Origin of the sequence: Candidatus Thiothrix sulfatifontis, assembly GCA_022828425.1 — a bacterium.
Classification (GTDB): Bacteria; Pseudomonadota; Gammaproteobacteria; order Thiotrichales; family Thiotrichaceae; genus Thiothrix; species Thiothrix sulfatifontis.
In genome coordinates, this window is the sequence record CP094685.1 from 2480934 (window position 1) to 2506077 (window position 25144).

At 52.6% G+C, this 25144-nt stretch carries 21 protein-coding genes; 13 read left to right on the forward strand and 8 right to left on the reverse strand.

Annotation, left to right across the window (positions count from 1 at the left end; all coding sequences use genetic code 11):
- Window positions 1-87: 87 nt before the first annotated feature.
- From L3K52_12390 to L3K52_12420, 7 genes are all read left to right on the forward strand, one after another.
- Complete coding sequence (locus tag L3K52_12390; protein UOG90995.1) at window positions 88-312, forward strand: CsbD family protein; 225 nt, start codon at window positions 88-90, stop codon at window positions 310-312.
- Between the two features lie 17 nt (window positions 313-329).
- Window positions 330-617 (forward strand): hypothetical protein, encoded by a 288-nt coding sequence (locus L3K52_12395; protein ID UOG90996.1) that lies wholly within the window; start codon window positions 330-332, stop codon window positions 615-617.
- 68 nt (window positions 618-685) lie between these two features.
- Window positions 686-1858 carry a DUF481 domain-containing protein gene (locus L3K52_12400; protein UOG90997.1) on the forward strand — a complete coding sequence of 391 codons (1173 nt, stop codon included), beginning with the start codon at window positions 686-688 and terminating at the stop codon, window positions 1856-1858.
- Window positions 1859-1916: 58 nt separating this feature from the next.
- Window positions 1917-2129, forward strand: a complete 213-nt coding sequence (locus tag L3K52_12405; protein ID UOG90998.1) for a glycine zipper 2TM domain-containing protein — start codon at window positions 1917-1919, stop codon at window positions 2127-2129.
- Between the two features lie 222 nt (window positions 2130-2351).
- Window positions 2352-3557 carry an efflux RND transporter periplasmic adaptor subunit gene (locus tag L3K52_12410; protein ID UOG90999.1) on the forward strand — a complete coding sequence of 402 codons (1206 nt, stop codon included), beginning with the start codon at window positions 2352-2354 and terminating at the stop codon, window positions 3555-3557.
- Between the two features lie 8 nt (window positions 3558-3565).
- Window positions 3566-4780, forward strand: coding sequence for an ABC transporter permease (locus tag L3K52_12415; protein ID UOG91000.1), 1215 nt, complete (start codon window positions 3566-3568; stop codon window positions 4778-4780).
- The gene (locus L3K52_12420; protein ID UOG91001.1) at window positions 4773-5489 is read left to right on the forward strand and encodes an ABC transporter ATP-binding protein; all 717 of its coding nucleotides are present in this window, start codon (window positions 4773-4775) and stop codon (window positions 5487-5489) included. Before L3K52_12415 ends, L3K52_12420 begins: the two co-directional genes overlap by 8 nt.
- On the opposite strand, the gene L3K52_12425 is transcribed toward L3K52_12420, so the two are convergent.
- The gene (locus L3K52_12425) at window positions 5486-7273 is read right to left on the reverse strand and encodes an ATP-binding protein (GenBank protein ID UOG91002.1); all 1788 of its coding nucleotides are present in this window, start codon (window positions 7271-7273) and stop codon (window positions 5486-5488) included. The genes L3K52_12420 and L3K52_12425 overlap by 4 nt on opposite strands.
- A gap of 139 nt (window positions 7274-7412) precedes the next feature.
- Here L3K52_12425 and L3K52_12430 point away from each other — a divergent pair, with 139 nt between their 5' ends.
- Window positions 7413-9923: a cation-translocating P-type ATPase gene (locus L3K52_12430; GenBank protein ID UOG91003.1), complete on the forward strand. Its 2511-nt coding sequence runs from the start codon at window positions 7413-7415 to the stop codon at window positions 9921-9923.
- Here the strand turns inward: L3K52_12430 and L3K52_12435 are convergent.
- From L3K52_12435 to L3K52_12445, 3 genes are all read right to left on the reverse strand, one after another.
- On the reverse strand, window positions 9889-10200 hold the full coding sequence (locus tag L3K52_12435; GenBank protein ID UOG91004.1) for a chaperone modulator CbpM: 312 nt from the start codon (window positions 10198-10200) through the stop codon (window positions 9889-9891). The genes L3K52_12430 and L3K52_12435 overlap by 35 nt on opposite strands.
- Window positions 10201-10203: 3 nt before the next feature.
- Window positions 10204-11091, reverse strand: coding sequence for a DnaJ domain-containing protein (locus L3K52_12440; protein ID UOG91005.1), 888 nt, complete (start codon window positions 11089-11091; stop codon window positions 10204-10206).
- Window positions 11092-11159: 68 nt separating this feature from the next.
- Window positions 11160-11735, reverse strand: a complete 576-nt coding sequence (locus L3K52_12445; protein UOG91006.1) for a hypothetical protein — start codon at window positions 11733-11735, stop codon at window positions 11160-11162.
- Window positions 11736-11976: 241 nt separating this feature from the next.
- Between L3K52_12445 and L3K52_12450 the strand changes: the two genes are divergently transcribed.
- From L3K52_12450 to L3K52_12460, 3 genes are read left to right on the forward strand one after another with little or no spacing between them, the layout of a single operon-like run.
- On the forward strand, window positions 11977-12342 hold the full coding sequence (locus tag L3K52_12450; GenBank protein ID UOG91007.1) for a TusE/DsrC/DsvC family sulfur relay protein: 366 nt from the start codon (window positions 11977-11979) through the stop codon (window positions 12340-12342).
- Window positions 12339-13430: a transaldolase gene (gene tal / locus L3K52_12455; protein ID UOG91008.1), complete on the forward strand. Its 1092-nt coding sequence runs from the start codon at window positions 12339-12341 to the stop codon at window positions 13428-13430. Before L3K52_12450 ends, tal begins: the two co-directional genes overlap by 4 nt.
- 13 nt (window positions 13431-13443) lie before the next feature.
- Window positions 13444-15810, forward strand: a complete 2367-nt coding sequence (locus tag L3K52_12460; GenBank protein UOG91009.1) for a phosphoketolase family protein — start codon at window positions 13444-13446, stop codon at window positions 15808-15810.
- Window positions 15811-15860: 50 nt separating this feature from the next.
- Here the strand turns inward: L3K52_12460 and L3K52_12465 are convergent, their stop codons facing one another.
- Window positions 15861-16457 (reverse strand): toll/interleukin-1 receptor domain-containing protein, encoded by a 597-nt coding sequence (locus L3K52_12465; GenBank protein ID UOG91010.1) that lies wholly within the window; start codon window positions 16455-16457, stop codon window positions 15861-15863.
- Window positions 16458-16520: 63 nt separating this feature from the next.
- On the opposite strand from L3K52_12465, the gene L3K52_12470 reads away from it, so the two are divergent.
- A protein-coding gene (locus tag L3K52_12470; protein ID UOG91011.1) for an IS3 family transposase occupies window positions 16521-17689 on the forward strand; the annotation gives its coding sequence in 2 pieces (ribosomal slippage) (window positions 16521-16793 and window positions 16796-17689; 1167 coding nt in all).
- A gap of 28 nt (window positions 17690-17717) precedes the next feature.
- Here L3K52_12470 and L3K52_12475 read toward each other — a convergent pair.
- The gene (locus tag L3K52_12475; GenBank protein UOG91012.1) at window positions 17718-18062 is read right to left on the reverse strand and encodes a hypothetical protein; all 345 of its coding nucleotides are present in this window, start codon (window positions 18060-18062) and stop codon (window positions 17718-17720) included.
- Between the two features lie 264 nt (window positions 18063-18326).
- Here L3K52_12475 and L3K52_12480 point away from each other — a divergent pair, with 264 nt between their 5' ends.
- Window positions 18327-19175, forward strand: coding sequence for a transglutaminase family protein (locus tag L3K52_12480; protein UOG91013.1), 849 nt, complete (start codon window positions 18327-18329; stop codon window positions 19173-19175).
- On the opposite strand, the gene L3K52_12485 is transcribed toward L3K52_12480, so the two are convergent.
- Complete coding sequence (locus L3K52_12485) at window positions 19085-23299, reverse strand: hypothetical protein (protein UOG91014.1); 4215 nt, start codon at window positions 23297-23299, stop codon at window positions 19085-19087. The genes L3K52_12480 and L3K52_12485 overlap by 91 nt on opposite strands.
- Before the next feature lie 42 nt (window positions 23300-23341).
- Window positions 23342-25030 (reverse strand): ATP-binding protein, encoded by a 1689-nt coding sequence (locus tag L3K52_12490; GenBank protein ID UOG91015.1) that lies wholly within the window; start codon window positions 25028-25030, stop codon window positions 23342-23344.
- Window positions 25031-25144: the final 114 nt, after the last annotated feature.

The following is a 25144-nucleotide window of genomic DNA, read 5'->3' on the forward strand; positions in this document are numbered from 1 at the left end:
TTGACTTTACCTCCCCCAAAAGGTGGGCTGCCTTACTTTTTAACTCCTCCCAAATGAAGCCAAGATGCGCTTTAAAGGATCAATTTCATGGATACCAACTATCTATCAGCTCATTGGCATCAAATCAAGGGCGCAGTACGCGAGCAGTTCGGCAAATTGACCGATGATGATTTGCTTGAAGTCGGTGGCAAAATCGAAGTTCTCGTGGGCAAATTACAAGAATATTACGACATGAGCCTTGAAGAAGCAGAAGCCGCCGTCACTGGCTTAAAAATTGATGCCGAAGGCATGAAACTAGAAACCAATATTTAACACATACCGGAGTTTTTATGAAAATCAATATTATGTTATTACCGTTATTACTCGCAGCAACATTGCTGGGCTGTGACAATAGCACTGAGCAGAAAGCGGCTGATGCTGCCCACAATGCAAATGAGACCATGAAAGACGCAGCGCATGACGCTAACGAAAACATGAAAGATGCCGCAGATGCTGTAAAAGAAAAAGCCGAAGATGCTGCCGATGCGATGCAAGAGCAAATTGATAAGGCTAAAGCAGAACGCGCAAAGCAAGAAGCTGAAGATGCAATGAAAAAAGAAGAAGCCTTAAAAAAGTAAAACCCTAAAGGATTTTCCTTAGTGCGTTTTAACGATTTTTTACGGATGTAAATACAATGAAAACACAAATGCTAGCCTTCGCAGTTGCGTCTGCACTATTGAGTGTAACAGCGCCTGCGATAGCGGAAGACATCACTCTGTTTGATTACGAACAACCTACCAGCGCGTATGAAGATGCGTATGTTTCTGGGCGGTTGAATATCAATAGCGGCAATCAAGATCAAACCAGCCATGATTTGAATCTGGACATGAATTATGAAAAGGTTTTCAGCTCTCCCGATCGCGATATAAAGCTCAACGGGGATTTGCAAGGCTCATCCAAACGCGGCCCGAATGCTGACGATGACACGCAAGAAAACTATTTGGGCACCGGCTCAGTAGGCATGAACAAATACTTCAAGCCCAATAGCAAAGGCGCTTTTTGGTATACTGATGGCGAAATCGGCATTAAAAAAGGTGCTGATGACCCACGTATTAAAGCAGGCGTCGGTGTAGGCTATGGTCGTGTCGTCAATGTGACACCGATGGCACAAGCCATTCGTTTAGTCGAAGCATTGACTGAGAAACAGCGCCTGACAGGTAGTTTAACTAAAGCAGAATATAACCAAGTTGCAAACATTATTGCACGCGAGAGTGAATACCGCACTAAATACGGCGCAGTCGATTATCAGCAGAACTGGATGGCGGATATTGAAAAAGTTCTGCAAGCGACAGGTAAAACGGCAGGTGAACTTGGCGCCATCGGTATTCTCAGAGCACGTGATGTGTTGGTCAACGAACGCATTTCTACCCGCAAATACGGCTGGTTAGCCAAAGTGGGCGTTAGCGAGGTGTTTAAAGACTATGATGGCAGTGATACCAAACCGGCATTGGATGTGGGTGCGGAATACCATCACCCGTTGAATAATCAAACCCAGTTTTCCAATGAAGCATCAGCTTCTGCGATTTTGGAAGATAGCGACAGTAGCTATACTGCTAAAAATGCCATGAGTTTGACGCATGAATTAACTGACCGCGTGGATTGGTTAAATAGCTGGGCGATGAATTACGATCACAATGATGTTACCAGCGCTGATACAACAACCAATGCGGTGAGTTCTACCTACCGTTATTATATTAGCAACAAACTGGCATTTGACACGGTAGCCGCATTATCCAAAGTCAGTGATGATATTGCTGACAATGGTAATGATGAAATCGATAATTCATTGTTTATGGGTGTGACTTATCGCTTGAAATAATATTGTTTGCTTAATTGATTTAACAGTTGCCCTTGTTTAAAGGGCACGGAGTATGACGATGAAAATGTTACATTCATTAACGGCTAACGCAGTAATCTTTGCTGTTTTACTAAGTTTAACAGCGTGTTCGGGGATGACCACCCGCGAGAAAAATACCGCTGTAGGCGCGGGCGTTGGTGCTGTTGCCGGTAGCGCCGTAACGGGTGGTTCGACTGCTGGAACCATCGGTGGTGCGGCGGTCGGTGGAATCATTGGTAACGGCGTGCGTTAATAAAAAGATGATAATTTCACCTTTATTGGCTGCGCGAGCAGCCATTTTAATGGCTATATTATTCGGTATAGCGGCTTGTTCCACACTGCCTGAATCTGAACCAACTCAGGGTTGGAAACCGCCATCCACGTGTCCACTCAACTCCGGCTTCTTTGGAAATCAACCGGATAGCGAGTGCCTACTCAAGGAGCAACAAAATACTGTGCATGGATACATTGTTTAATGAAACGCTTCTACCGCCCCGCCCTTGCGATCGCACTTGCACTGCTCATCAGTGGCTATTTCGCACAGAATCTACTCTTCGGCACGCCGGTTGAAGCGCAAACCGTCGTTAAAAGCGAATTGCGCCAAACCGTCGTTGCCAGCGGGCGCGTCACATGGCCGCAGCGCATTTCCGTCGCGGCAGAAATCACCGGGCGCGTCACTCACATTCCCGTCAAAGAAGGTCAAGCGGTCAAACGCGGCGATTTGCTCATCCAGCTTGCAGACAGCACTGAACGCGCCAGCCTCACCCAAGCCACCACCGCCGTAGCACTCGCCGAAGCCAAACTGCGTCAGCAACGCGAAGTCGCGCTACCTACCGCGCAAGAAGCACTGCGCCAAGCCCAAGCCGATGTCGAACAAACCCGCCAACAACTCACCCGCATCCGCTCGCTCAACAACCAGAAATACATCAGCAAAACCGAACTGGACACCGCCCAACGCAATCTGGATGTTGCCAACAGCAAACTGGAAGCAGCCCAATTACAAGTGCAAAGCAACCAGCCCAAAGGCAGCGATGCATTACTTGCCACCACCGCCTTAAATCAAGCACGCGCATCCTTGCAACTCACGCAAGTCAAGTTAGCGCAAACCACCATCCTCGCCCCCGCCGACGGCACGCTGATCAGCCGCAGCATTGAACCGGGCGATATTGCCACCGCTGGCAAAGCCTTCATGGTGTTGGCAGCGCAAGGCGAAACCCAGATTGAAGTGCAAATCGACGAAAAAAACCTCGGCAAACTCGCCGTCGGACAAGTCGCGCTGAGTTCCGCCGATGCCTTCCCGCAACAGCGTTTTAATGCCGAAGTTGCCTACATCAACCCCGGCGTGGATGCGACACGCGGCGCGGTAGAGGTGAAATTGCGGGTCAAAGAACCGCCGGATTATTTGCGCCAAGACATGACCGTTTCAGTCGATATAGAAACTGCCAAAAAGCCGGATGCGCTGGTAATCCCCACGGGTGCGCTGCACGAACCCAGCAGCGATGCGCCGTGGGTGCTGGTGGTGCGCAATAACCGCACGGTAAAACAAACCGTCACGCTCGGCTTGCGCGGTGATGAAAACGTGGAAGTGTTAAACGGTCTGACCGCCGGTGAAGCGGTGATTCCGGCGAATTTAGCCCTGATCAAAGCCGATCAGCGGGTGCGGGTGACACTGCCGCCATGAATTCAGCCATGCCCTTTGAATGGATTTTAGCGATTCGCTTCATGCGTCAAGCACGAATGCAAACCTTGCTGATCATGGCGGGTGTGGCGCTCGGCGTGTCGGTAATTGTGTTTATTTCTGCCTTGATCAGCGGGCTGCAAAGCAATTTGTTCAAACGTACCTTGGATTTTCAAGCGCAAATCGTGATTCTGCCGCCCAAAGAAGTGTCGCGTCCTCTCCACAAACCGGACGGTGGAATGCTTGCCACGCTGGTGCAACCACGGGCGCAACGCTTGCAGTCGGTCGATCAATGGCAAACCGTCCTCGCGCAAGTCGCCAAAATGGATGGGGTGAGCATCGTTGCTCCGGTGGTATCAGGTGCGGGTTTTATCGTGCGCGGCGAAGCTAACAAAGCCGTCGGCTTGACCGGCATTGAGCCAGAAACCTACCTGCAACTCATCGCCCTCAACAGTAAAATCATCGCAGGCACAGCCAATATCACCGGCACGGATATGCTGATCGGCTTGGATTTGGCGAAAGATTTGGGCGTGTGGACAGGCGATAAACTCAATCTGCAAACCGCATCCGGCGGCACGGCAACCTTGAGCATTCGCGGCATTTTCGATTACGGCAATAGCGAGTTAAATTTACGTTCGGTGTACGTCGCGCTGCGCACTGCGCAAAGCCTGCTCGATTTAGCGGGCGGTGTGACCAGCATCGGCGTGAATCTGGACGCGCCATTTACTGCCGAAACCGTGGCGCAAACCATTCAGGCGCAAACCGGCTTGAAAGTTGACAGTTGGATTGCCACCAACTCCCAGTTTTTCAGCGCGTTGGAAGCACAATCCATGTCCAACACCGTGATCCGCTTTTTCGTCGGACTGACTGCCGCGTTGGGCATTGCCAGCGTGTTGGTAGTGTCGGTGGTGCAAAAATCCAAAGCGATTGGCATCTTGCGGGCGACGGGTACATCGCGGCAACAGATCCTGCGGCTGTTTTTGCTGCAAGGCGCGTTGACGGGTTTGATCGGTTCGCTGTTGGGTGCGCTGGGGGGTTGGCTGTTTTTAAATGCGTGGCGCAATATCGCTATTAACGCCGATGGCACGCAGCTTTTCCCCATTACGTTTGATCCAATGTTACTTGTGTACGCAGCCGTGGGCGCAACGCTGGTGGGGATACTCGCTGCCTTGTTCCCTGCCCTGCAAGCAGCGCGGCTTGACCCAGCGGTGGCGATTCGTGGCTGACTTTAACGCCATTACCCTGCAACTCAAGGGCATCCGCAAAGCCTACAACGTGGGTTTGCCTGCGGAAACCGAAGTGCTGCACGGGCTGGATTTAACCCTTGCACGCGGCGAATTCGTGGCACTGATTGGTCCGTCCGGTTCGGGCAAAAGTACCTTGCTGAACCTGATTGGCTTGCTCGACAAACCGACGGCGGGTGAATTGTTGATTACGGGGCAACCGACGACGCAATTGCAGGATCGGGAACTGACGCTGCTGCGTGCCAAGGCTATCGGTTTTGTGTTCCAGTTCCACAATTTACTGCCCGAATTTACCGCGCTGGAAAATGTGATGTTGCCGTTGCTGGCGGCAAGGGGTCGCCCCGATGAAGCGATGCGTTTACGTGCTGCCGAATTGATTGAGCAAGTGGGGCTGGCCAGTGTTGGCAAGCACATGAGCAATGATTTATCCGGTGGGCAACAACAGCGCGTTGCCATTGCCCGCGCTTTAGTGATGCAACCCGCGCTGGTGCTGGCGGACGAACCAACCGGCAACCTCGATACCAAAGCCGCCGACAATGTGTTTGATTTGCTGCGCCGTGTGAATGAAGCCAGCGATACCAGCTTTTTAATCGTCACCCACGACCCGCGTTTGGCGCAACGGTGTGACCGCATTATTGAACTGGTGGACGGGCACATTGATTCGGATAAAGCCAATGCTCGCGCACGTTAGCACGCTTCCCACAACACCCGCTCAAACCCCAGTGCCACCACCGCCAAACAGTGCAAACGCTCAGGTTGCTGGTATTTGGTTTCCAATGCTTGGCGGTAATCCCGCAACTGGGTCAATGCCGCCTGCATCGCTGTTTGCACCACCGGCAACGCTGCCAACGTTTCGCGTGATTGACCGCGCACTTGTTCTGCCGTGAGTTTGGCATCTGCCAGCGACACGTATTTGAATTCCAGCACGATGTCTTTCAGCAGTGGAAAACGCCGCATATTCGGGCGGATGATCATCAGCAGGTCAGAATAACGCCGCTGAATCACCGCTTCCGAATCCATAATGTAATACAAATCGTTGAACAGCAGCGTCATGAAGGCGGTTTTCACTGTGAGTTCGTTACTCCAGCGGTAATCACGGTTGCTGAATACAGCAAAATATTTGTTCTCAACGAATTCGACCACGGGTTGCAAATCAGCCGTCTGGTAGAAGTTTTCTGCCAAGTGTTGTGCGGTTTGCTGGTCTTCAAAGCGCGGCAAGGTTTGTTCTTTGAGTTGCTCAACGTACACGCCACGGATCACCAAATTGGGGATTGCCAGCACCAGCCGCCCCATGCCATCCACGTCCGCTATGGTCAGCACGCCAAAAAAATACAGCAGGGAGAGCATGTAGGTCGGGTCGTGTTGCACCCGTTGCAATTGCTCTACCCCGAAACGGGTTTCCAATTGCCGCAGGGGGGTGGTGCAGGTTTCATCCAAAATTTGGTCAATCACTGCCGCGCCTGCTGGCAGGTTGGCAATGTAGCGGATGCGCCCCGCATCCATCGCCAGATTGCCGTCGAGCATTTGGCGCGGCATATCGCCGTTCTGCTGGTAATGGCGCAAAAAGTAAAAGCTCAAGGTAGGGTTATACACCAGCGGCAACGTCAACACTTCGCAAAAACGGTAGCCGTTATAGAATCGCCGCATCACATCCAGAATACCCGCAACTTTACAAGTATCCTGCTGATGGGCTTGCAGAATTTGCTGCAATAACAACGTCAGTTCGTCTTGCGTCACCCCACACAAGGCATTGAAACGCTCATCCAAATAAATGCTGGTGGCGACATTGTAGCCGCTGGTCATATCGCTCAACACTACAGGGGAAACGCCCGTAATGAATACCCGCGAAATTTTGCCCTCGGACGCACTCGCCTTGATCACTTTGAACAAGGTTTTCAACACGCCCTCACCTTCCAGCAAGTCGTGGTAACGTACCCGATCACGTGGGTCACTGGTGAGGATTTCATTGGCAAAATTGTCGTATTCGTCAATCAGCAGGTAGACGGTATGCCCGCTGTTTTTGACTACGCCTGCCAAGGATTCAAAGGAAGCAATCGCATTGTGAGGCAAAACCGTTACCGCAGAGGTCAGGGTATGGCGGTACTTTTCCACAAACTCCTCAATCGCCACGTTGATATGCTCAAACAAATTGCGCTTAATCTGTTCAATATCACCCTGCCCCGACACTTTGGAAAAATCCCAACGCAGGATCAGGTACTGGTTGCGTTCGGCGGTAGGATTTTTGCCGATGGCAAGATCGCCAAATAGCGCGGGAAATTCATCTGCCGTGTGACGGTCGTAGTAATTCGCCAGCGTTGACAACAGCAGGGATTTCCCGAACCGACGCGGGCGCAAGAACACCAACTGATCCCCAGCGGCTTCTATCGCGGGAATGTGCGCGGTGCGGTCAAAGTACAACATGCCTTGGGAGCGAATACGCTGGAAATCACTGATACCGTAGGGAAACTGGATCATAGGGCTGCAACATTTAGGTTGATATATGTGGCTAGTTTAGCATGAGCAAGCACAAGGCACGATTGATACGCTTGCAAAAGCACAAAACTTAATAACTTATTGATTTCCATATATCACCCGACAGGTGTATAACAAGACTATGAACAAAAACTTAACTGGTCTTACCCAAACCGAAGCCGCCCGCCGTTTGGCAGCCGACGGCGAAAACATGCTCCCCGGCAGTATCCCCAAATCCCTGTTTGCCATTGCCTTGAGCGTGTTTACCGAACCCATGTTCCTGATGCTGTTAGGCGCGGGCGGCATCTACCTCGCGCTGGGGAGTCGTGCCGAAGCCTCATTCCTGCTCGGTTTCGTATTCGTCGTGATTGGCATTACCCTGGCGCAAGAACGCAAGACGCAACGTGCGCTGGAATCCTTGCGTGACCTTTCTGCGCCGCGTGCCTTGGTGGTACGTGACGGACAGGAAATCCGCATTCCGGGGCGCGAAGTGGTACGCGGCGATGTGCTGGTATTGCACGAAGGCGACCGCATCCCTGCCGATGCCTTGCTGCTGGATGGGCAGTTGAGCGTGGATGAATCGCTGCTCACGGGTGAAGCCGTGCCGGTCAACAAATCGCCTTCGACCGCCCTGTATGCCAGCACTGTCGTCACCAAAGGCGTGGGAATGGCGGAAGTCAGCACCATCGGCGTGAATACCGCTGTCGGGCGTATCGGGCAAGCCTTAGCCTCGACGCTGGAAGCCCCCTCCGGTCTGCAACAAGCCTCGCGCAAGCTGATTATCGTCCTAACCATCGTAGGTTTGACCTTTGCCACCCTGCTAGTATTGCTGGGCTGGCTGTGGGACGGACGGGCGTTTCTGGACAGTTTGTTGTCGGGCATTGCACTGGCAATGGCGATTTTGCCGGAAGAAATTCCCGTCATCCTGACCGTGTTTCTGGCGCTGGGTGCATGGCGCATTTCCAAGCAAAAGGTGTTGACGCGGCGCGTGTCAGCGGTCGAAGCCTTGGGCGCAATCACGGTACTGGCGGTGGACAAAACCGGCACGCTCACCCAAAACCGCATGAAGATGGAAGAACTGGTGGCAGCGGATACAACCTTCCGCAATGAAGGCGCAAACGCCCTGCCGGAAACTTTTCACGAACTCGCCGAATTCACCCTGTTAGCCACGCCGCTCGACCCTTTCGACCCGATGGAAAAAGCCATTCAGACCTTCGCCCAGCAATGGTTAAAGGACACGGAACATTGGCATTCACAAGCACCGGAATTTCAGTATGACCTGTCAGCCGAAATACTGGCGATGACGCAGGTATTTTCCAGCAATGATCCCACCCAGCATTTGCTGGCGTGCAAAGGTGCGCCCGAAGCCGTGGCGGATTTGTGCCATTTGCCCGCTGCCGAACGCGACATTATCCACCAGCAAGTGTTAAGCATGGCAGAGCGTGGCTTGCGCGTGTTAGGCGTTGCCAAAGGTCAATGGCAAGGCAAGGAATTGCCGCCCAGCCAGCACGATTTCAGCTTTACCTTTCTGGGGTTGGTCGGGTTTGTTGACCCACCACGAGCAGAAGTACCCGCCGCGATTGCCGAATGCCGTGCCGCTGGGGTGCGCATTATCATGATGACAGGCGATCACCCCGCCACCGCGCGGGCGATTGCGCAACAAGTCAACCTGAGTACCCGCACGGCGGTGATGACGGGCGCCGAAGTGGCGGCACTCAGCGATGCCGAATTGCACACACAATTGCAGCAAGTGGATATGTTCACCCGCTTGCAACCCGAACAAAAACTGCGGCTGGTGCAGATACTGCAACAAAACGGTGAAGTGGTCGCCATGACCGGCGATGGCGTTAACGACGCACCCGCCCTCAAAGCCGCCAATATTGGCATTGCGATGGGCGAACGCGGCACGGATGTTGCCCGCGAAGCCGCTGCCTTGGTGCTGTTGGATGACAGTTTTGCCAGCATTGTCGCCGCGATTCGCCAAGGGCGGCGCATTTACGACAATATCACCAAGGCCACCGCGTTCACCTTCGCGGTACACATGCCGATTATTGTGTTGGCGTTGATTCCGGCGTTATTGCATTGGCCGATATTGTTGTTGCCGGTGCATATCGTGTTGCTGGAATTGCTGATCGACCCCGCCTGTTCGATTGTGTTCGAGGCTGAACCAGAAGCCAGCGACATTATGACGCGCCGACCGCGCAAACTAAGCGATTCGCCGTTTGCGTTTAGCACGCTGCTTTACCCGTTGCTACAAGGCATTGCGGTGGCGGAAGTGTTGCTGTTGGGGTATTGGCTGATGGATGGGCAAGGCTTTCAGGCAACAGACATACGCGGGGCAATGTTCATGGGCTTGGTGCTGGGATTGTGCCTGCTCATTCTTGCCAATCGCAATGTAGCGCGGACGTTGTTGCATGGTTTGACAGCAAGTAATCCGTGGATTTGGCGGATGTTTGGCGCGGTGGGATTATTGCTTGTGGTGGTGTTTACCATCCCCGTGCTGCGCGAGATTATGGGGTTTAGCGTCATGAGTACTCCCCAACTGCTGGCGGGCATGGGCTTGGTGCTGGGGATTGGTGTGTCTCTGGAAGTTTTGCGTTGGGTCAGTGGCAAAACGACTAGCAACGGGGCACGTTACCCCGCAAAACCTTGATTTCATCCAGCAATTCCACCGCCAAAGCAGCACCTGCCAGATTGACACCCAAATCGCGCTGAAGCCGGATCACGGTACGCACCCTTACCAGGCTATTGCCAGCAAACTGCCAACTCGTGGTGGTTTGCTGGTAGTCGATGGGTTCGATAATCCCCTCGTCCACCATTTCCACAAGTTGTTCAGGTAGCAGACTGCAAGAACGGCACAGATCTTCCAGCGAAAACAGTGCATCGTCTTCCAAAATTCTGCCGATGATTTCATTTATAGCGGTTTGCATCACTCAGACTCCCATTCCGGCACGCGGATTAAAGGCTTGTTCCAACGCCAATTCACTGTACAACGCCTTGGCTTTGTCGCTGAGGGTATCGGGCAACACCACTTTCAAGGTGACGTAAAAATCGCCCGGTGTTTGCGCGGGAATGCCGCGCCCTTTCAAGCGTAATTTGCGCCCTGTGGATGAATTGGGCGGAATTTTCATATCCACCGCACTATCCGGGGTGGGCACTTTGATGTTACCACCCAACGCGGCTTCCCACGGCGCAAGCGGCAATTCCAGATACACATCCAGCGCCTCAACGCGATACAGCGGATGCGGGTTGAAAGCGATTTCCAAATACAAATCGCCCGCTGCCCCACCGTTAATGCCGGAGCTGCCCTGTCCTTGCAAACGAATGTGCTGACCTTGCTTGACCCCTTTGGGAATTTTGACATTGAGGGTGCGTTCTTGCTGGGCAGCACGCAAATTCAAGCTGCGCGTCGCCCCTCGGTAAGCATCTTCCAAATCAATCGACACATTGAAATGACTGTCTTCACCCTGCATGGATTGTGTCCGCCCTGCACCACCCCGCCCGCGTTGACCAAACAAGTTGGTAAGGAAATCATCAAAATCGGCAGACTGACCCGTTCCCGCAGCACCATTGGATGGTGGCGGACGGAAATCACGCTGGGCTTTCAAGTCTTCGCCCAACTGATCATAGGCAGCGCGTTTTTCCGGGTCTTTCAAGACTTCGTAGGCTTCGCCCACTTCTTTGAACTGCTCCTCGGCATTCACTTCCTTGCTGATGTCAGGGTGGTATTTACGCGCCAGTTTGCGGTAGACACGCTTGATGTCATCCTGCGTGGCTTCTTTGGTCAAACCCAGAACTTGGTAATAATCCTTGTATTCCATCACACACTCTGCCGTTTAATAGGATTAATCATCTATCACCATAATATGGTCGTATTGTATGTTTTAAATCAATCATTACTATAAGAACGTATTTTCCATACCACAAAAACCAGCACCAATGCGATTAATACAACAGCGGCTAATAGAATAATCCACAGAAATTGTCCAACGTAAGCAGCCATTAATAGCGTCAACAGTAACAACGCCCCCACCACGTACAATTTCCATGACACCAACATTCCATCGACAAACGTCGCGAAAGTCAGCATCAATAACACCAGTAAACCCATCGTATCCACATTGATACGCCCTGCCTCCAGCAGTCGGTAAATGACCGCCACGGCAACCAGTGCCGCACCCCACAAAATAGCTTGCTGATACAATAGCTTACCACTATGCAATAACCCCAGCTTTTTGGAACGCCAGCTTCCCCATACCGTTGTCGTCAGTGCCAGAAATACCAACATATAGCTCCAGTAGCTGTAGGCATTGTCTACGCGGTAATTGGTAATACCCACGCCCAACAAAGCCAGAAACACAATGCCGATAAACAACGCAGCATCCACTTTTAAAACTTGTTTAAATGTAGCACTGGATTCTGCTACGGACGGATTGGCATGAGACTCAGAATTAGCAGTGTCCATCACTTTCTCCCTGTAATGATTATTATGTTACGGAAATATTTATTTGATTAGCATAGACAAATCTTGTATTAATAATGACAGAAGCTTGCAACATAAGCAAATTTAGCGCCTAATGAAATCGAACTTAGTTTTTATTATTATCTAAAAAACCATCTGGCATTCAGTATAAAAACCCATGTGTTTTTATCGCAAATCATAGAACATTATTATGTTCAAAAATACCGTTTAAAAAGGTGTTGTCATGTCAAATCTTGGACTAAAAAATGAAAGGCTTCTGTACCACGCCATTGAAGACGTATCACTGACAGAAATTCACCAGCGGGTAAAGCAAAATGCCGCTTCCCTGAATATGACCCCAAGCACCGCAGTGCTTGAAGTGGTGGACACCCTGTTCAAGCATTATCAGGAAAATACCAACAATGACCAAAGTCAGCAGATTCACAACGCGGTGCGTTTCCTCGATCAGGCTTTTGCCCATAAAGGTGGTAGCAAGTATTTGGAAGAACTGTTTCCGAGCGGACAAGGTGTGATCCGCACCATCCATGCTTTGGCGGGTTTGCCCCCATTGCAAATGGATGTCGATAAAGGCTTGGGGACAGCGTTATGAACCACAATCCTTTGAACCATTTAGCCACCTTCGGGCAATCCATCTGGCTGGATTATATTCGGCGTGACCTGATAACTAGCGGCGAACTGCAACGTTTGATTGAGGACGATGACTTACGTGGCATCACCTCCAACCCCGCCATTTTCGAGAAAGCCATCACCGACAGCCACGCTTACGATGCTGCCATTCACGCGCTGGCACAGCAAGGCAACAGTGCCGAAGCCATCTACGAAACCCTCAGCCAGCAAGACGTGCAAAGTGCCGCTGACGCATTCCGCCCACTTTACGACCGCACCAACGGCAAAGATGGTTACGTTAGTTTGGAAGTCAACCCGCACCTTGCGCACAATACCGACGGCACATTGCAGGAAGCACGCCGCTTGTGGGCAGCCTTGAACCGCCCGAATGTCTTCATCAAAATCCCCGCGACTACCGCCGGATTGCCCGCCATCCAGCGACTTATCAGCGAAGGCATTAACGTCAACGTCACCCTGCTGTTTGGCTTGCCGCGCTATCGGCAAGTCGCCGAGGCTTACATCGCAGGCATTGAAACTCGCCTCGCGCAAGGCGAATCCGTGCAGCAAGTCGCCTCCGTCGCCAGTTTCTTTGTTAGCCGCATTGATGCGCTGCTAGACCCGCTGTTAGAAACCCCAGCGGCACAAGCGTTAGGCGGACAAGTGGCGGTTGCCAGCGCGAAAATTGCATACCAAATCTACCAAGAAACCTTCAACAGTGAACGCTTTGAAGCCTTGGAAGCGCAAGGCGCAAACGTCCAACAGCTGTTATGGGCAAGCACCAGCAGCAAAAATCCCGCGTTCAGCGATGTAAAATACGTCGAAGCCTTGATCGGTGCGGATACAGTCAACACCTTGCCGCTGGAAACCCTTAACGCCTACCGCGACCACGGCGAACCGCAAGCGCAGCTCGAACAAGGTGTCGCCGAAGCCCGTCAGGTATTGGCACAACTGCCCACGCTGGGCATCGACCTTAACCAATTAACCCAACAGCTTGAAGACGAAGGTGTCGAAAAATTCAATAAACCGTTCGACAAGCTGCTAACAATATTGGCGCAACGTAATGCCGAATAAGGAATGTCAAACCATGACCACTCCACTCTCCCCCGAACTGCTAGGTCGGATGGACGCTTACTGGCGTGCCGCTAATTACCTCTCCGTCGGACAGATTTACCTGTTCGACAACCCGCTGCTCAAACGCCCACTGACACTGGCGGATGTGAAACACACTCTGCTGGGGCATTGGGGTACAACGCCGGGACAGAACTTCATTTACGTGCATTTAAATCGCATTATCAAACAATACGACCTCAGTATGCTCTACATCTCCGGCCCCGGACACGGCGGGCCAGCGGTGGTGAGCAATACCTACCTCGAAGGCACGTACAGCGAAATCTACCCCGACATCAGCCAAGATGAGGCTGGGTTGCAAAAGCTGTTCCTGCAATTTTCGTTTCCCGGCGGCATTCCCAGCCATGCATCGCCGGAATGCCCCGGCTCAATCCACGAAGGCGGCGAACTGGGCTATTCACTGAGCCATGCGTTCGGCGCAGTATTCGACAATCCCGATCTGGTGGTGGCGTGCGTGGTCGGCGATGGCGAGGCTGAAACGGGGCCGCTGGCAACGTCATGGCATTCCAACAAGTTCCTTGATCCGGTGACGGATGGGGTGGTGTTGCCGATCCTGCACCTCAACGGCTACAAGATTGCCAACCCGACCGTGCTTGCCCGCATCAGCCGCGAGGAACTGGAACAGTTATTGCGCGGCTACGGCTGGACACCCTATTTCGTCGAAGGTCACGAACCGGAGCTGATGCACGCCGCAATGGCAGCAACGCTCGACACGGTGATGGCGCAAATTAAAGCCATCCAGCAAGCAGCGCGTGTCCACGGCGATTTGACCCGTCCTCGCTGGCCGATGATCGTGCTGGTATCCCCCAAAGGCTGGACGGGGCCAAAGATCGTCGATGGCGTGCAAATCGAAGGCACGTTCCGGGCGCATCAAGTGCCACTTTCCAACCCCGCTGCCCATCCCGAACACCTCCAATTGCTGGAAGATTGGCTCAAAAGCTATCGCCCCGATGAGCTTTTCGATAAACACGGACGATTGCTAGCAGAACTGGCAGAACTTGCGCCCACGGGTGAGCGGCGTATGGGTGCAAATCCTCACGCCAACGGCGGCATGTTGCTGCGCGATTTGCGGATGCCGGATTTCCAAGATTACGCGGTGGACGTAACCACGCCCGGTGTGCGCGGCATCGGCGATACCCGCGTACTGGGACGTTTTTTACGCGATGTGGTAACGCTAAACGATGAACAACGCAATTTTCGCATCTTCGCTCCCGATGAAACACTGTCCAACGGCCTCGAAGCCCTGTTTGAAGTCACCCAACGTCAATGGGATGCTGCAACGGTAGCAAATGACGAATTTCTCGCCCCCAGCGGGCGAGTGCTGGATTCGATGCTCAGCGAACATCAATGCGAAGGCTGGCTGGAAGGTTATTTGCTAACCGGGCGGCACGGGCTATTCACTTGCTACGAAGCTTTCATCCACATCATTGATTCGATGTTCAACCAGCACGCCAAGTGGCTGAAAGTCACCGCGCATCTACCCTGGCGGCGCAAGATTGCCTCGTTGAATTACCTGCTGACTTCGCACGTCTGGCGGCAAACTGCCAACGGTTTTACCCACCAAGACCCCGGTTTCATCGACCATGTGGTGAACAAGAAAGCCGAAGTCGTGCGGGTGTATTTTCCGCCGGATGCCAATTGCTTGCTGTCGGTGATGGATCATTGCTTACGCAGCTGCCACTACGTCAACGTGGTGATTGCGGGCAAACACCCTGCCCCGCAATGGTTGTCGATGGATGCCGCCGTCAAGCATTGCACCCAAGGTATCAGCATCTGGCAATGGGCAAGTAACGACCAAGAGGCGGAAACTGATGTAGTCATGGCGTGTTGTGGCGATGTGCCGACGCTGGAAACGTTGGCGGCGGTGTCGATCTTGCGTGAACATTTGCCCGATTTGAAAGTCCGCGTGGTCAATATCGTCGATTTGATGAAACTGCAACCGCAAAGCGAGCATCCGCACGGCTTGAGCGATGCCGATTTCGACACGATTTTCACCAAGGACAAGCCGGTGATTTTCGCTTTTCATGCCTACCCGTGGCTAATCCATCGGCTCACTTATCGGCGTACCAACCATGAGAATTTCTATGTGCGTGGCTACAAGGAAGAAGGCACGATTAGTACGCCGTTCGACATGACGGTGGTGAATGATCTCGACCGCTTCCATTTGGTGATGGATGCCATTGACCGCTTGCCGCAAACGGCTGACCAAGGTAGCTACTTGAAGCAGCAGCTTAAGGACAAATTAGTGGAACATCGGCAATATATTAACCAGTATGGGCGGGATATGCCGGAAATTCGGAATTGGGTGTGGGAAAAGACCTAACCGGAAGTATCTACAATCAGTGAAGGACGCTTTAACATTACACCCAATTTCTAAAACGGAATATCGTCTTCAAAATCAAAGGCATCATGGGATTTATGGACAACTTTTTGTAACCCATTCTTCACCAAAAGCTGATTTAGTTTAACCAAACTCTGCCCTTCAGCAAACACCGTTGCTGAAGCAGCCCCTTCTCTCAACTTTTCAAGATAAGCTATGGGCAAATCACGTATGTCGTTCAAATACGTTAGTTTTACCAACACTTCCTTTTCTTCATTGGTTTGCAAGATAGTGTCAACGAAGCATGTCAGCATTTTGGTTCGACTTTTCGGCGAAGCAACCAAGATTCCAAAAATTTCCTTGGCGACCTGCATGATTGTTTTATTACCATTCCCTACATTTAAGCCTTGGTATTTTTCAATAAATCCGTAAGGGGTTACGCCTTTAACGATAGGGATAACCAAAACACCGCGCCCAATAGCGATACCAACTTCTTGGTCTGTCCAATTACTTTCCTTGAAACCCTGCATCAAGATCGCAGCCAAGGCATCCATAGAAAATAAGCCTGCTTCAATTTCATCTTGCCATTCTTTGGTAGGTTCAATGTCAACGTGTGCCACAAAAGCTGAAATGCCAAATCGCTTTAGCATGATACTCCCCATATTCTAGACCACTGACTAAGATAAGAGGATAGCAGCGAAAGGAGGCATTACATGGCAAATGTGCGCAAACATCATACAGCGGAGTTCAAAGCAAAAGTAGCACTGGAGGCCATTCGGCAACAGAAAACCACAAACGAACTGATCGCTGCATACGCTATCCAAGCGGCTCAAATCAGCACTTGGAAAAAACAGGCACTAGCCGCCATCCCGTTGGCTTTTTCCAGTAAAAGAGACCGTGAGCAACATAACCAGCAAGCGGAGATTGACGAGTTATACCGCCAACTGGGGCAAGTCGTTGCCGAGCGTGATTGGCTGAAAAAAAAGTCATCGGGTATCCGTTAGCCATCAGGAAAGCGTTGGTTGAACCCGCAAATGCGGCGTTTAGCTTACGGCAGCAGTGTGGATTGCTGGGCATCAACCGCTCCAGTTTGTACTACCAGCCGCAAGGTGAAAGCGAGGAAAACCTGTTGTTGATGCGCTTATTGGATGAGCAATACACCCAAACACCGTACTATGGGGTACTCAAAATGACAGCGCATTTGCGTACCTTGGGGCATAGGGTGAACGAAAAGCGGGTGAGGCGGCTATTGCGCACGATGGGTCTGGAAGCGGTTTACCAAAAGCCCAACACCAGCAAACCCAACCCTGAACATGAGATTTTCCCTTACTTGCTACGGGGTTTGGTGATTGACCGCTGCGATCAAGTGTGGAGTACTGACATCACGTACATCAGGCTGGCACACGGCTTTGTCTACCTGATGGCAGTGATTGACTGGTATAGCCGTTATGTACTGGGTTGGGCAATCAGTACCACGTTGGAAGCTGATTTTTGCATTGAAGCAGTTGGTGAGTTACTGGACAGCGGGTCGTGTGAAATCTTCAATACCGACCAAGGCGCACAGTTCACGACACCACGTTTCACTGCACCGCTGCTCAACAAAGGCATCCGTGTCAGTATGGACGGGCGAGGACGCGCACTGCACAATATTTTTATTGAACGGCTGTGGCGGACAGTCAAATATGAACATGTTTATTTGCAGGATATACAAACGGTACAGGAGGCAAGAACAGGCTTGCGGGACTACTTCCAGTTCTACAACCACCAACGCTTGCATCAGTCCCTCGACTACCGCACACCGGCTACTGTGTATTTTGCAGGACGGCAGGATAGGCAAAGGAAGACAGATTTTTATCAACCAGCGGTTATCTTAATTTCTTGAGATTGTGGTCTTGACAATGGGGAGTACCTTATAGAGCCGTCTTCAAAGTTTCTGTTGTATCCTTGAATGTCGAAAGATGGCTTAGAAAAAGTCGGAAGTGACCAGCCTCCCAAAAAGTTGCTTCCGCAGTATTTTTATCTGCGATGACAGTATAGGTGTGAGGTATGCCTAGCTCATCGGCAATTTTCAGCACAACCGCATCAGGTTCACCTGTAAGCAAGGCTTTCGTGTAGATCCACTTACTATTAACTCTTCGTGTGAATTTATTGACACCATGAGCCTTGAGATATGCTGAAATATCTTCATACCCCATTCGAGCTTGTAAGGAACGTCCAATTTTATCAATTAAATCAATTCGATCTAAAGCTTTCATCAGTAACCATCAAGCGTTATGTTTACGTGCGAATTCGACGACATTTCAAGCATTGGCGAGGTCTGCCTCCAGTTCATCCATCGACAAATTCAGCATTAACACACTGTAGTTTTTCTACGATATTGATTCATTCTAGCAAAATCTGCCGACAGCGCGTGGATCATGTGCCATGACATTAAATTGTGTGCACCCTCAACAAGATCGTAAGTGTTATGCTGCATTGTGTCATTTCACTTCTGAATCATCAGTTAGAGCATCACCTTTATGCAACGCTATAAAATCCTACACCGCACCTACTACAACTTCCCCGGCATTGTGCGCCTTGAACCGCACGTCTTGCGCCTGCGCCCCCGCGAAGGCTACGAACTGCGCATCGAATCCTCCAGCTTAAACATCACGCCTGCCGCCACCCTGCGCTGGCATCGTGACGTGGAAGACAATTCGGTCGCCATCGCCACCTTCAAAACCCCGACCACACAACTGGTGATCGAAAGCACCATCATCATCCAGCAATACAACGAAGCCCCGCTGGATTTTCTGGTCGCCGATTACGCCACCTATTACCCATTTGCCTACCTGCCGGATGATCAAGCCGTATTAGCCCCCTACCGACAAGCAGGCGATCCACCCAGTGCCTTGCTGGAACGCTGGGTAGCAAGCCTCTGGCAACCGGGCGAAAAAATTCAGACGTACAGCTTGCTGCAACGCCTCGCCGAACGCATCCAGCAAACCTTGAAGTATCAATTACGTGAAGAGCCGGGTGTGCAATCCGTGACCGACACGCTCACCCGTGGCACGGGGTCGTGCCGTGACTCGGCGTATCTGTTCATGGAAACGGCACGGCGTTTAGGTTTCGCCGCCCGTTTTGTGAGCGGCTACCTGCACGCACAACTTGCCCCCACCGATTTCGGCGCAACCCATGCCTGGGCAGAAGTGTTCCTACCCGGCGCAGGCTGGAAAGGCTTCGACCCCACCATCGGCACGATCGTGGGAACCGACCACATTGCCGTCGCCGTCGCCCGTCAACCCGAATCCGTACCGCCCGTGGCAGGCGCATTCATCGGGCCTGCGGGCGCAACGCTGACGGTAGGCGTTTGGGTAACAGAAATATGAGGCTGCCACAAACCGCCATGGTTAATGGCAGTCCAGCCCCAACGCAACCAACCGAGCAGCGCGACAGCTAACCACAACGCCCAAGCCAACATCAGCAAGCGGTAATACAAAATCGGCACACTAATCACGCCTGCCTGTGGCAATAACCCTGCCACGCGATCTTGATACCATTGCAATTGTTGCGCCCATGAACCGTTGCCAGTGATTTGCATATCCGGCGACCCCAGCAAGCCATTGGCAACCGCCCCCACCAAGGTCGCTAACGCCACCACGGTCAAGCCTGCCAAGCCCACTTGCATCAGATTAAATTGCCAGTACGGTCGCGCCCAGTCAGCGCGTGACACTTTGCTGCGCAACGCCAAAGCAATCAGCCAAAATGCCATTAACACCATCAAAAACGGCGTACTCTGGCTCAAACCAATGCCCAGCAAGAACCATTGCCAGCTTTTCAACGGGGTGATTTTTGAACGCCCCAACACCAGCGCAAACACCAGCAACACCACGACCATGCCCCAGAACAGCACCGCAGGCCCCAGCAATGGTCCATGCGCCCACAATACCCAACGGTCTTGCGGCACTTGCAAACGTGATTCGCTATTAACACTCGGCAAACCCAAATCCACCGCCGGGAAGGTGTAATGCAAAGGCAATGCGCCGTTTTCCTGCCATTCCAGCACCGCCTCTTGTTTGCGCGGCAATAACGGCAGGATCACCTTGCCCGCTTGCTGTTGAATCGCTTGTTTGGTGCCATCAATCGTCAAGCTTTGCACCACCGCGTTTTCCGGCAGGCTAATGCTGTGTTGCGAACCACGGCTACTGTGCAAATTCAGGCGCAAGCTGACATCACGGGCGCGTTTGCCAATCTCGACCTGCATCTGGCTGGCGAGCAGCGTCACGGTTTGTCCGGCAGTGCCTTGCGGACGGTTAATCGCCAAGCTCAGGGTTTCGCCTGCCCACGGTTTCCACAATAACGTGCCTTGTGCGTCGGCTTCTTCATAAGCATTGGCAGGCAAACCGGTGGTATCGACGTGCCATACCGGGCTGGCAGCAATGCGCCATTCTTCCAACCAAGCGTTGTTTTGACTGGCAGTAAGCTGCAATGCTGCGGTCTGCGGCAGCCGCGATGTCCATTCCAGCGTGTTTTGCTGCGGTTTGAGATTGATTTGCAGCGCCTGATCTTTGAGGGTGAATTGCTCACTCAACGGCTGTTCGCCCGCCAGCAACGGAATCGCCAAGCTGATCGGCGCGGCACTGTCAGACACGCGGCTGACGGTGGTGGTGACATACCAATCCAGCCCCAAATCCAAGCGCCGCGAAATTTTGACAAACGCAGGCAAGGTCGGCATGTCTTGCACGGTGTTATCGCTGCTGGCGGTGGTGCGGTTCAGTTGAAGCTGCGCTTCGGGTACACCGTTGTCGCGGATACCGTCCACCTGCCAGCCTTCGCCCTGCCAGGTCACACGATGCGGTTTCAGCGGCAAAGGCAACGCGATGCTGCTGCGCGTGGGAATTGCACCTTGCAACAATACCTCGTGCTGACCTTGCGCCAAGACCACCCACAATTGTTGCTCAGCATCACGGCGCAAGGCTTGCGTCGGTTGCGTATCCACCAAGACGGTTTGTGGCAACCACGTGCTTTGGCTGCCCGGCAATGGCACGGCAACGGCGGTAGCCGTGTGTACCCGCAACCGAATTTGCAAACCATCATTCCCCACATTGAGGTTCATTTGCTCGATTTGCGCACAGTTCGGCAAACACTCCGGCGCACGCAGCAAACGCTCTTGCAAGGTTTCCAACAAGCTGGGGTCGGGTGTATTGCTGGCGGGTGCAACGGGCATGGCGGCAATAGCAGGCGATTCTGCCAAGGCAGTTTGCGGCAGTGTTACTATTACCCACGGTACGGTCATCGCCAGTAACAACGCCACGGACAAACTGCGTTTGGCGGATTGTGCCGCTTGCCACAGTGCCATCAATTTGCCGGAAACCAGCGCCAAACGTGCCGCCAAAATCAGCATAATAATCACCCCTAACACTTTGAGCAGCGAATGCGCTACCGGCGAAATCAGCCACAAGCCCATGCGTTCGTCGGGTTGAATCACGCCTGACCATTCCAGACGCACTTGATTCCATTGCCATGTGGGTAAACCGGGGCCGGTTTGAATCATGCTATTCGGGTCGATTTCACGCAGATTGACCTGCTTTGGGGCGGGTCGCGCCTCAGGATACGTGCCAATGTTTGCCAAGCTACTCATTTTCTCACGCGCATAATTCTCCGATTTCATCATGGGAGCAGGCGCTGGAGCGGCAGGCATAGCGGCTTGTTCTGCCATCATTGCCGCATCTGCACCCATCGCTTCCTCAGCGGCAGGTGCGGCGGCTGAGGTATAGACCACGCCACTCATACCGCCACTGGTGCTGTATTCCAACTGCGGGTACAGCGCCAAACGCACCGTATCAATGGTATATGGCAAAATCACCAGCACCAATCCCAGCAAGCTCAGCCAGCGGTAACGCCCCAACCAACGCTGAATCGCCCCTTCCGGCACGGAACGCAGCAACGCTGTGACCGCCAACAGATTCAACCACAGCAAGCGCGGCGCATCCGGTTGATGCCAAGTCAGCAACAATGCAAGCCCTGCCACCGCGCCCCATTGCCAGCCGAATAAATAGCCGGTTGCCACCGTGGTCAGCAATACCAGAAACAAATCCAGCAAGCTCCATTGCTGCAACCAGGTCATCGGCAAATTATCCGTGCCACTCGCCGCAAACAGCAACCAGCCGGGCGGCAAGTGCAAGGTGGTGCTGACTTGCTGCAATTCCTGTTGCCAACCGCTGACTGGCGGGCTGGAACGCGCAGCGACGTAACGGCTATCGGCTTCGAGTGCCAGATTGCGCTGGCGCACTTCCACACCAGCGGCTTGCCCGGCGGCTTGTTGGGTAATCAATTGCGGTGTGCCGTCAATGCTGACTCTGCCAAGGTGAATATCGGGCAGCACTTCCAGCCGTGACTGTTGCGCCAATGTTCCCGTCAACTGGTCTTGCAGGGTGTAACCGTTGCCGTCGAAATCCAGCCACAATTGGCGGGTTAAATTGAGTTGTGCGGGGCTGTCTGCCATGCCGCGATGTTGTTCTGCCAAGGTCATTTTGCTGCCACTGGTGAGCAGATAGGCTGGCAAACTTGCCCAAGTATCCGGCAAGCGGGTTTGGCTGGGGTCAACGCTATTCACGCCTTCGACCTGCACTTGGCGCATCGTCGGGTCGGCTTCAAATACCCAAACCTCTTCGCTGGGCCAGGGGGTAGAACTCGCGGGCAAGGCTAATTCGGTGACATTGGCGAGGGCGCGTCCGGTGAGTTTGAGCGTCCATTCGCCGGGGCGCAGTTGCACTTGCAGCTTGCCATCCTGCCCCATGCGCGTGGGTAAGGGACTATCGAGGTGCAGCGGGATAAAACCGTCCAGCAATACCGGGGTGAATTCGGCGTAGCGTTGCTTGCCTGCGACACGCAATTGAATGTGGGTAGTGACTTCGAGCGGGTGCGAATCCAACACTTTGCGGAATACTTGCACTTCGAGGTTGTCTTCGCTGGCTTCTTGGTTGGTTTGGCTGAGCCATAAACTGCCAGCGGCGTTGAATTCGGGAGTGGCGATGTTTGCGCCATTGACACTGAGTTGCACCAAGCCGCTGGTCGGGGCAACGAAGAGCGCTTCGGGGAGTTTATCCCAGACGAATTGCCCGCTGAGATCGTGGCTGCCTGCGGGGAGGGTGACAACCGGATAGCCGTCTTTTTCCAGCACTGCCAAGAGGGTGTTGGTGCTGTTTTGCACTTGCTGCGGCCAGTGTTGCGCATCACCGGGCAGGCGTACTTGGGTTTCGCCGTAGACTTCCCAGTGTTGGGTGAACGTGCCGCCGGTGGTGGTGAGTTGCAAATCTAAGCGTCCCGGCCAAGCGCATTGGCGTTCTTCGGCGTTGAAGAGGTAGGGGCATTGCAGGTCTTTGTACCCATCTAACACCCAGCCTATCCACGGTTTAAGCGGGTCGGGGACTTGTTCGGGGGCAAGCGGGTTGGCGTGTGCGGTGGTTAGCAAGAATAGCCAGAGGGAGAGGAGGCGCAGAAAATGTAACATGGCAGTGCCTTTGGATTTTTATTGTTTTGAATTATACCTGTATCATTTTAACTTCACCACTTCCACACGCACACCATCGCTGACGAGTAGCCACGCACTCAGTTTGGGAAGTACGGCAATATCAGGTAACTGCAAATATCCCTCTACTTGGGTAATACCGGCTTGGCGTTTAGCTACCCAACCCGTCTCACCATCGGATTGTTTGCTGTATTTCAGTTCGATCAAATGTTGGTGATCCACCACAATCGGGCTACGTTCCAGCAGCATGATGTCGGGGTATTTACGGTTCATTTCCCGCTCACTCTGAATGAAATACACCGAGGTTTGGTATAGCAAAGTGAGTAACAGCACTTTAACGTGCTTTTCATCCATCCCCATTGCATCGCGGTTGGAGAGCAATTGCAGCGCCCGTTCCATTTCGGTGATCAATGGTTGGATGTCGTCTTGTAACGCCAACACTTCCACCGCCAACGCAATCGCACGGTTGGAAATCGTCATTTGGTTGCGGCGTTCCAATTCCACTTTGAAATACTGGAAATAGAGTTCACGCACCACGTAGTTAGGGATACCGAACACTTCCCCCGACAAACTAGTGCGTACCAAAGACACAAAGCCCATATACGCCAACAAGCTGATGAAGTCGTCGCGGTCAAAGCCTTTTTCAAAATCGAATTTACGGCGTTGTTGGGCGGTCACTTCCCCCATGCTGATCAGTTCATCCAACACGGCGAAGTTTTCGTCGCGGTTGCCGATGCTGAACATGCCGAGAATTTTGCCGTAATCGGAGGCAATGTTTTCATCCAGCATGGGCTTGGGATAGGAACAGTCTTTGCTGCGGAAATTTTTGATAAAATACAACACCATGTTCGCGTTGTACACGGTGTCCGCCGCTGACGCGAAACGGTAGCCGTTGTACCAGCGGGTTACGTCTGCCAATAAAGCATCAGGGTGAAGGTTGCAGATTTCCACCAAAGGCTGGAGCAAGCTCGCGACTTCTGTTTTGGTGAAACCGACGGCTTCGTTGAAGTCTTCGTGAAATGATAGGTTTTCGCCAATATTGAAACCGCTGGTCATGCTATCGAGCATAATGGGAGTTACGCCTGTGACAAACAAACGGTCTACTGTGCCGCGTTGGGTGGCGGTTTTAAGGGTTTCGTAGAAGCTGCGCACGAAACCACCTTTACCAACGACACGTTGGAACAGTTGCATGTCTGCGGCGAGGATGGCGTTGGCGAAGTGGTCGTATTCGTCGATCAGTAGTAGGAGTTTTTGCCCTTCCACCAAGCGCCAAAAGGCTTTCATTTTGCTGTGGGGAGAGGGTTCTGCCTCAATGACGGCTAGTGTTTCGGCAGGGTAAGCATAACGCTGCAAAAAACGTTTCAGGGCATTCGCCACTTCACGGTCAAAGTCTTGATAAACCTGCGCGTGACCGCCTTCAATGCCAATACCGCTGAATTCCATGAACAGCACTTGGTAACTGTTTTTGAGCGGGGTTGGGTGCTTGCCGAGGTACAAGTTACCGAATAGGGTATCGAATTCAGCCGCGTGTTGGGTGTCGTAGTAATATTCCATCGCGGAAAGCAGTAGGCTTTTACCGAAACGGCGGGGGCGTAACAGGATAATGTGGCGACCGCTGTCTTCCAGCTTGGCGATGTAGTCGGTTTTGTCTACGTAGGCGTAGCCATCGGTGATGACTTGTTTGAAATTGCTCAGGCCGTAGGGGATTTTCATCGGGTACTCATGGGGTTGCGCGGTTAGGGGGAGTTTAGCACAAGCGTGAAATGACTTGCCCGCTCCCGGCACTGCCACGGTCTGTCGCGGCGTCCCGCCACGCCTGCCCGCGTC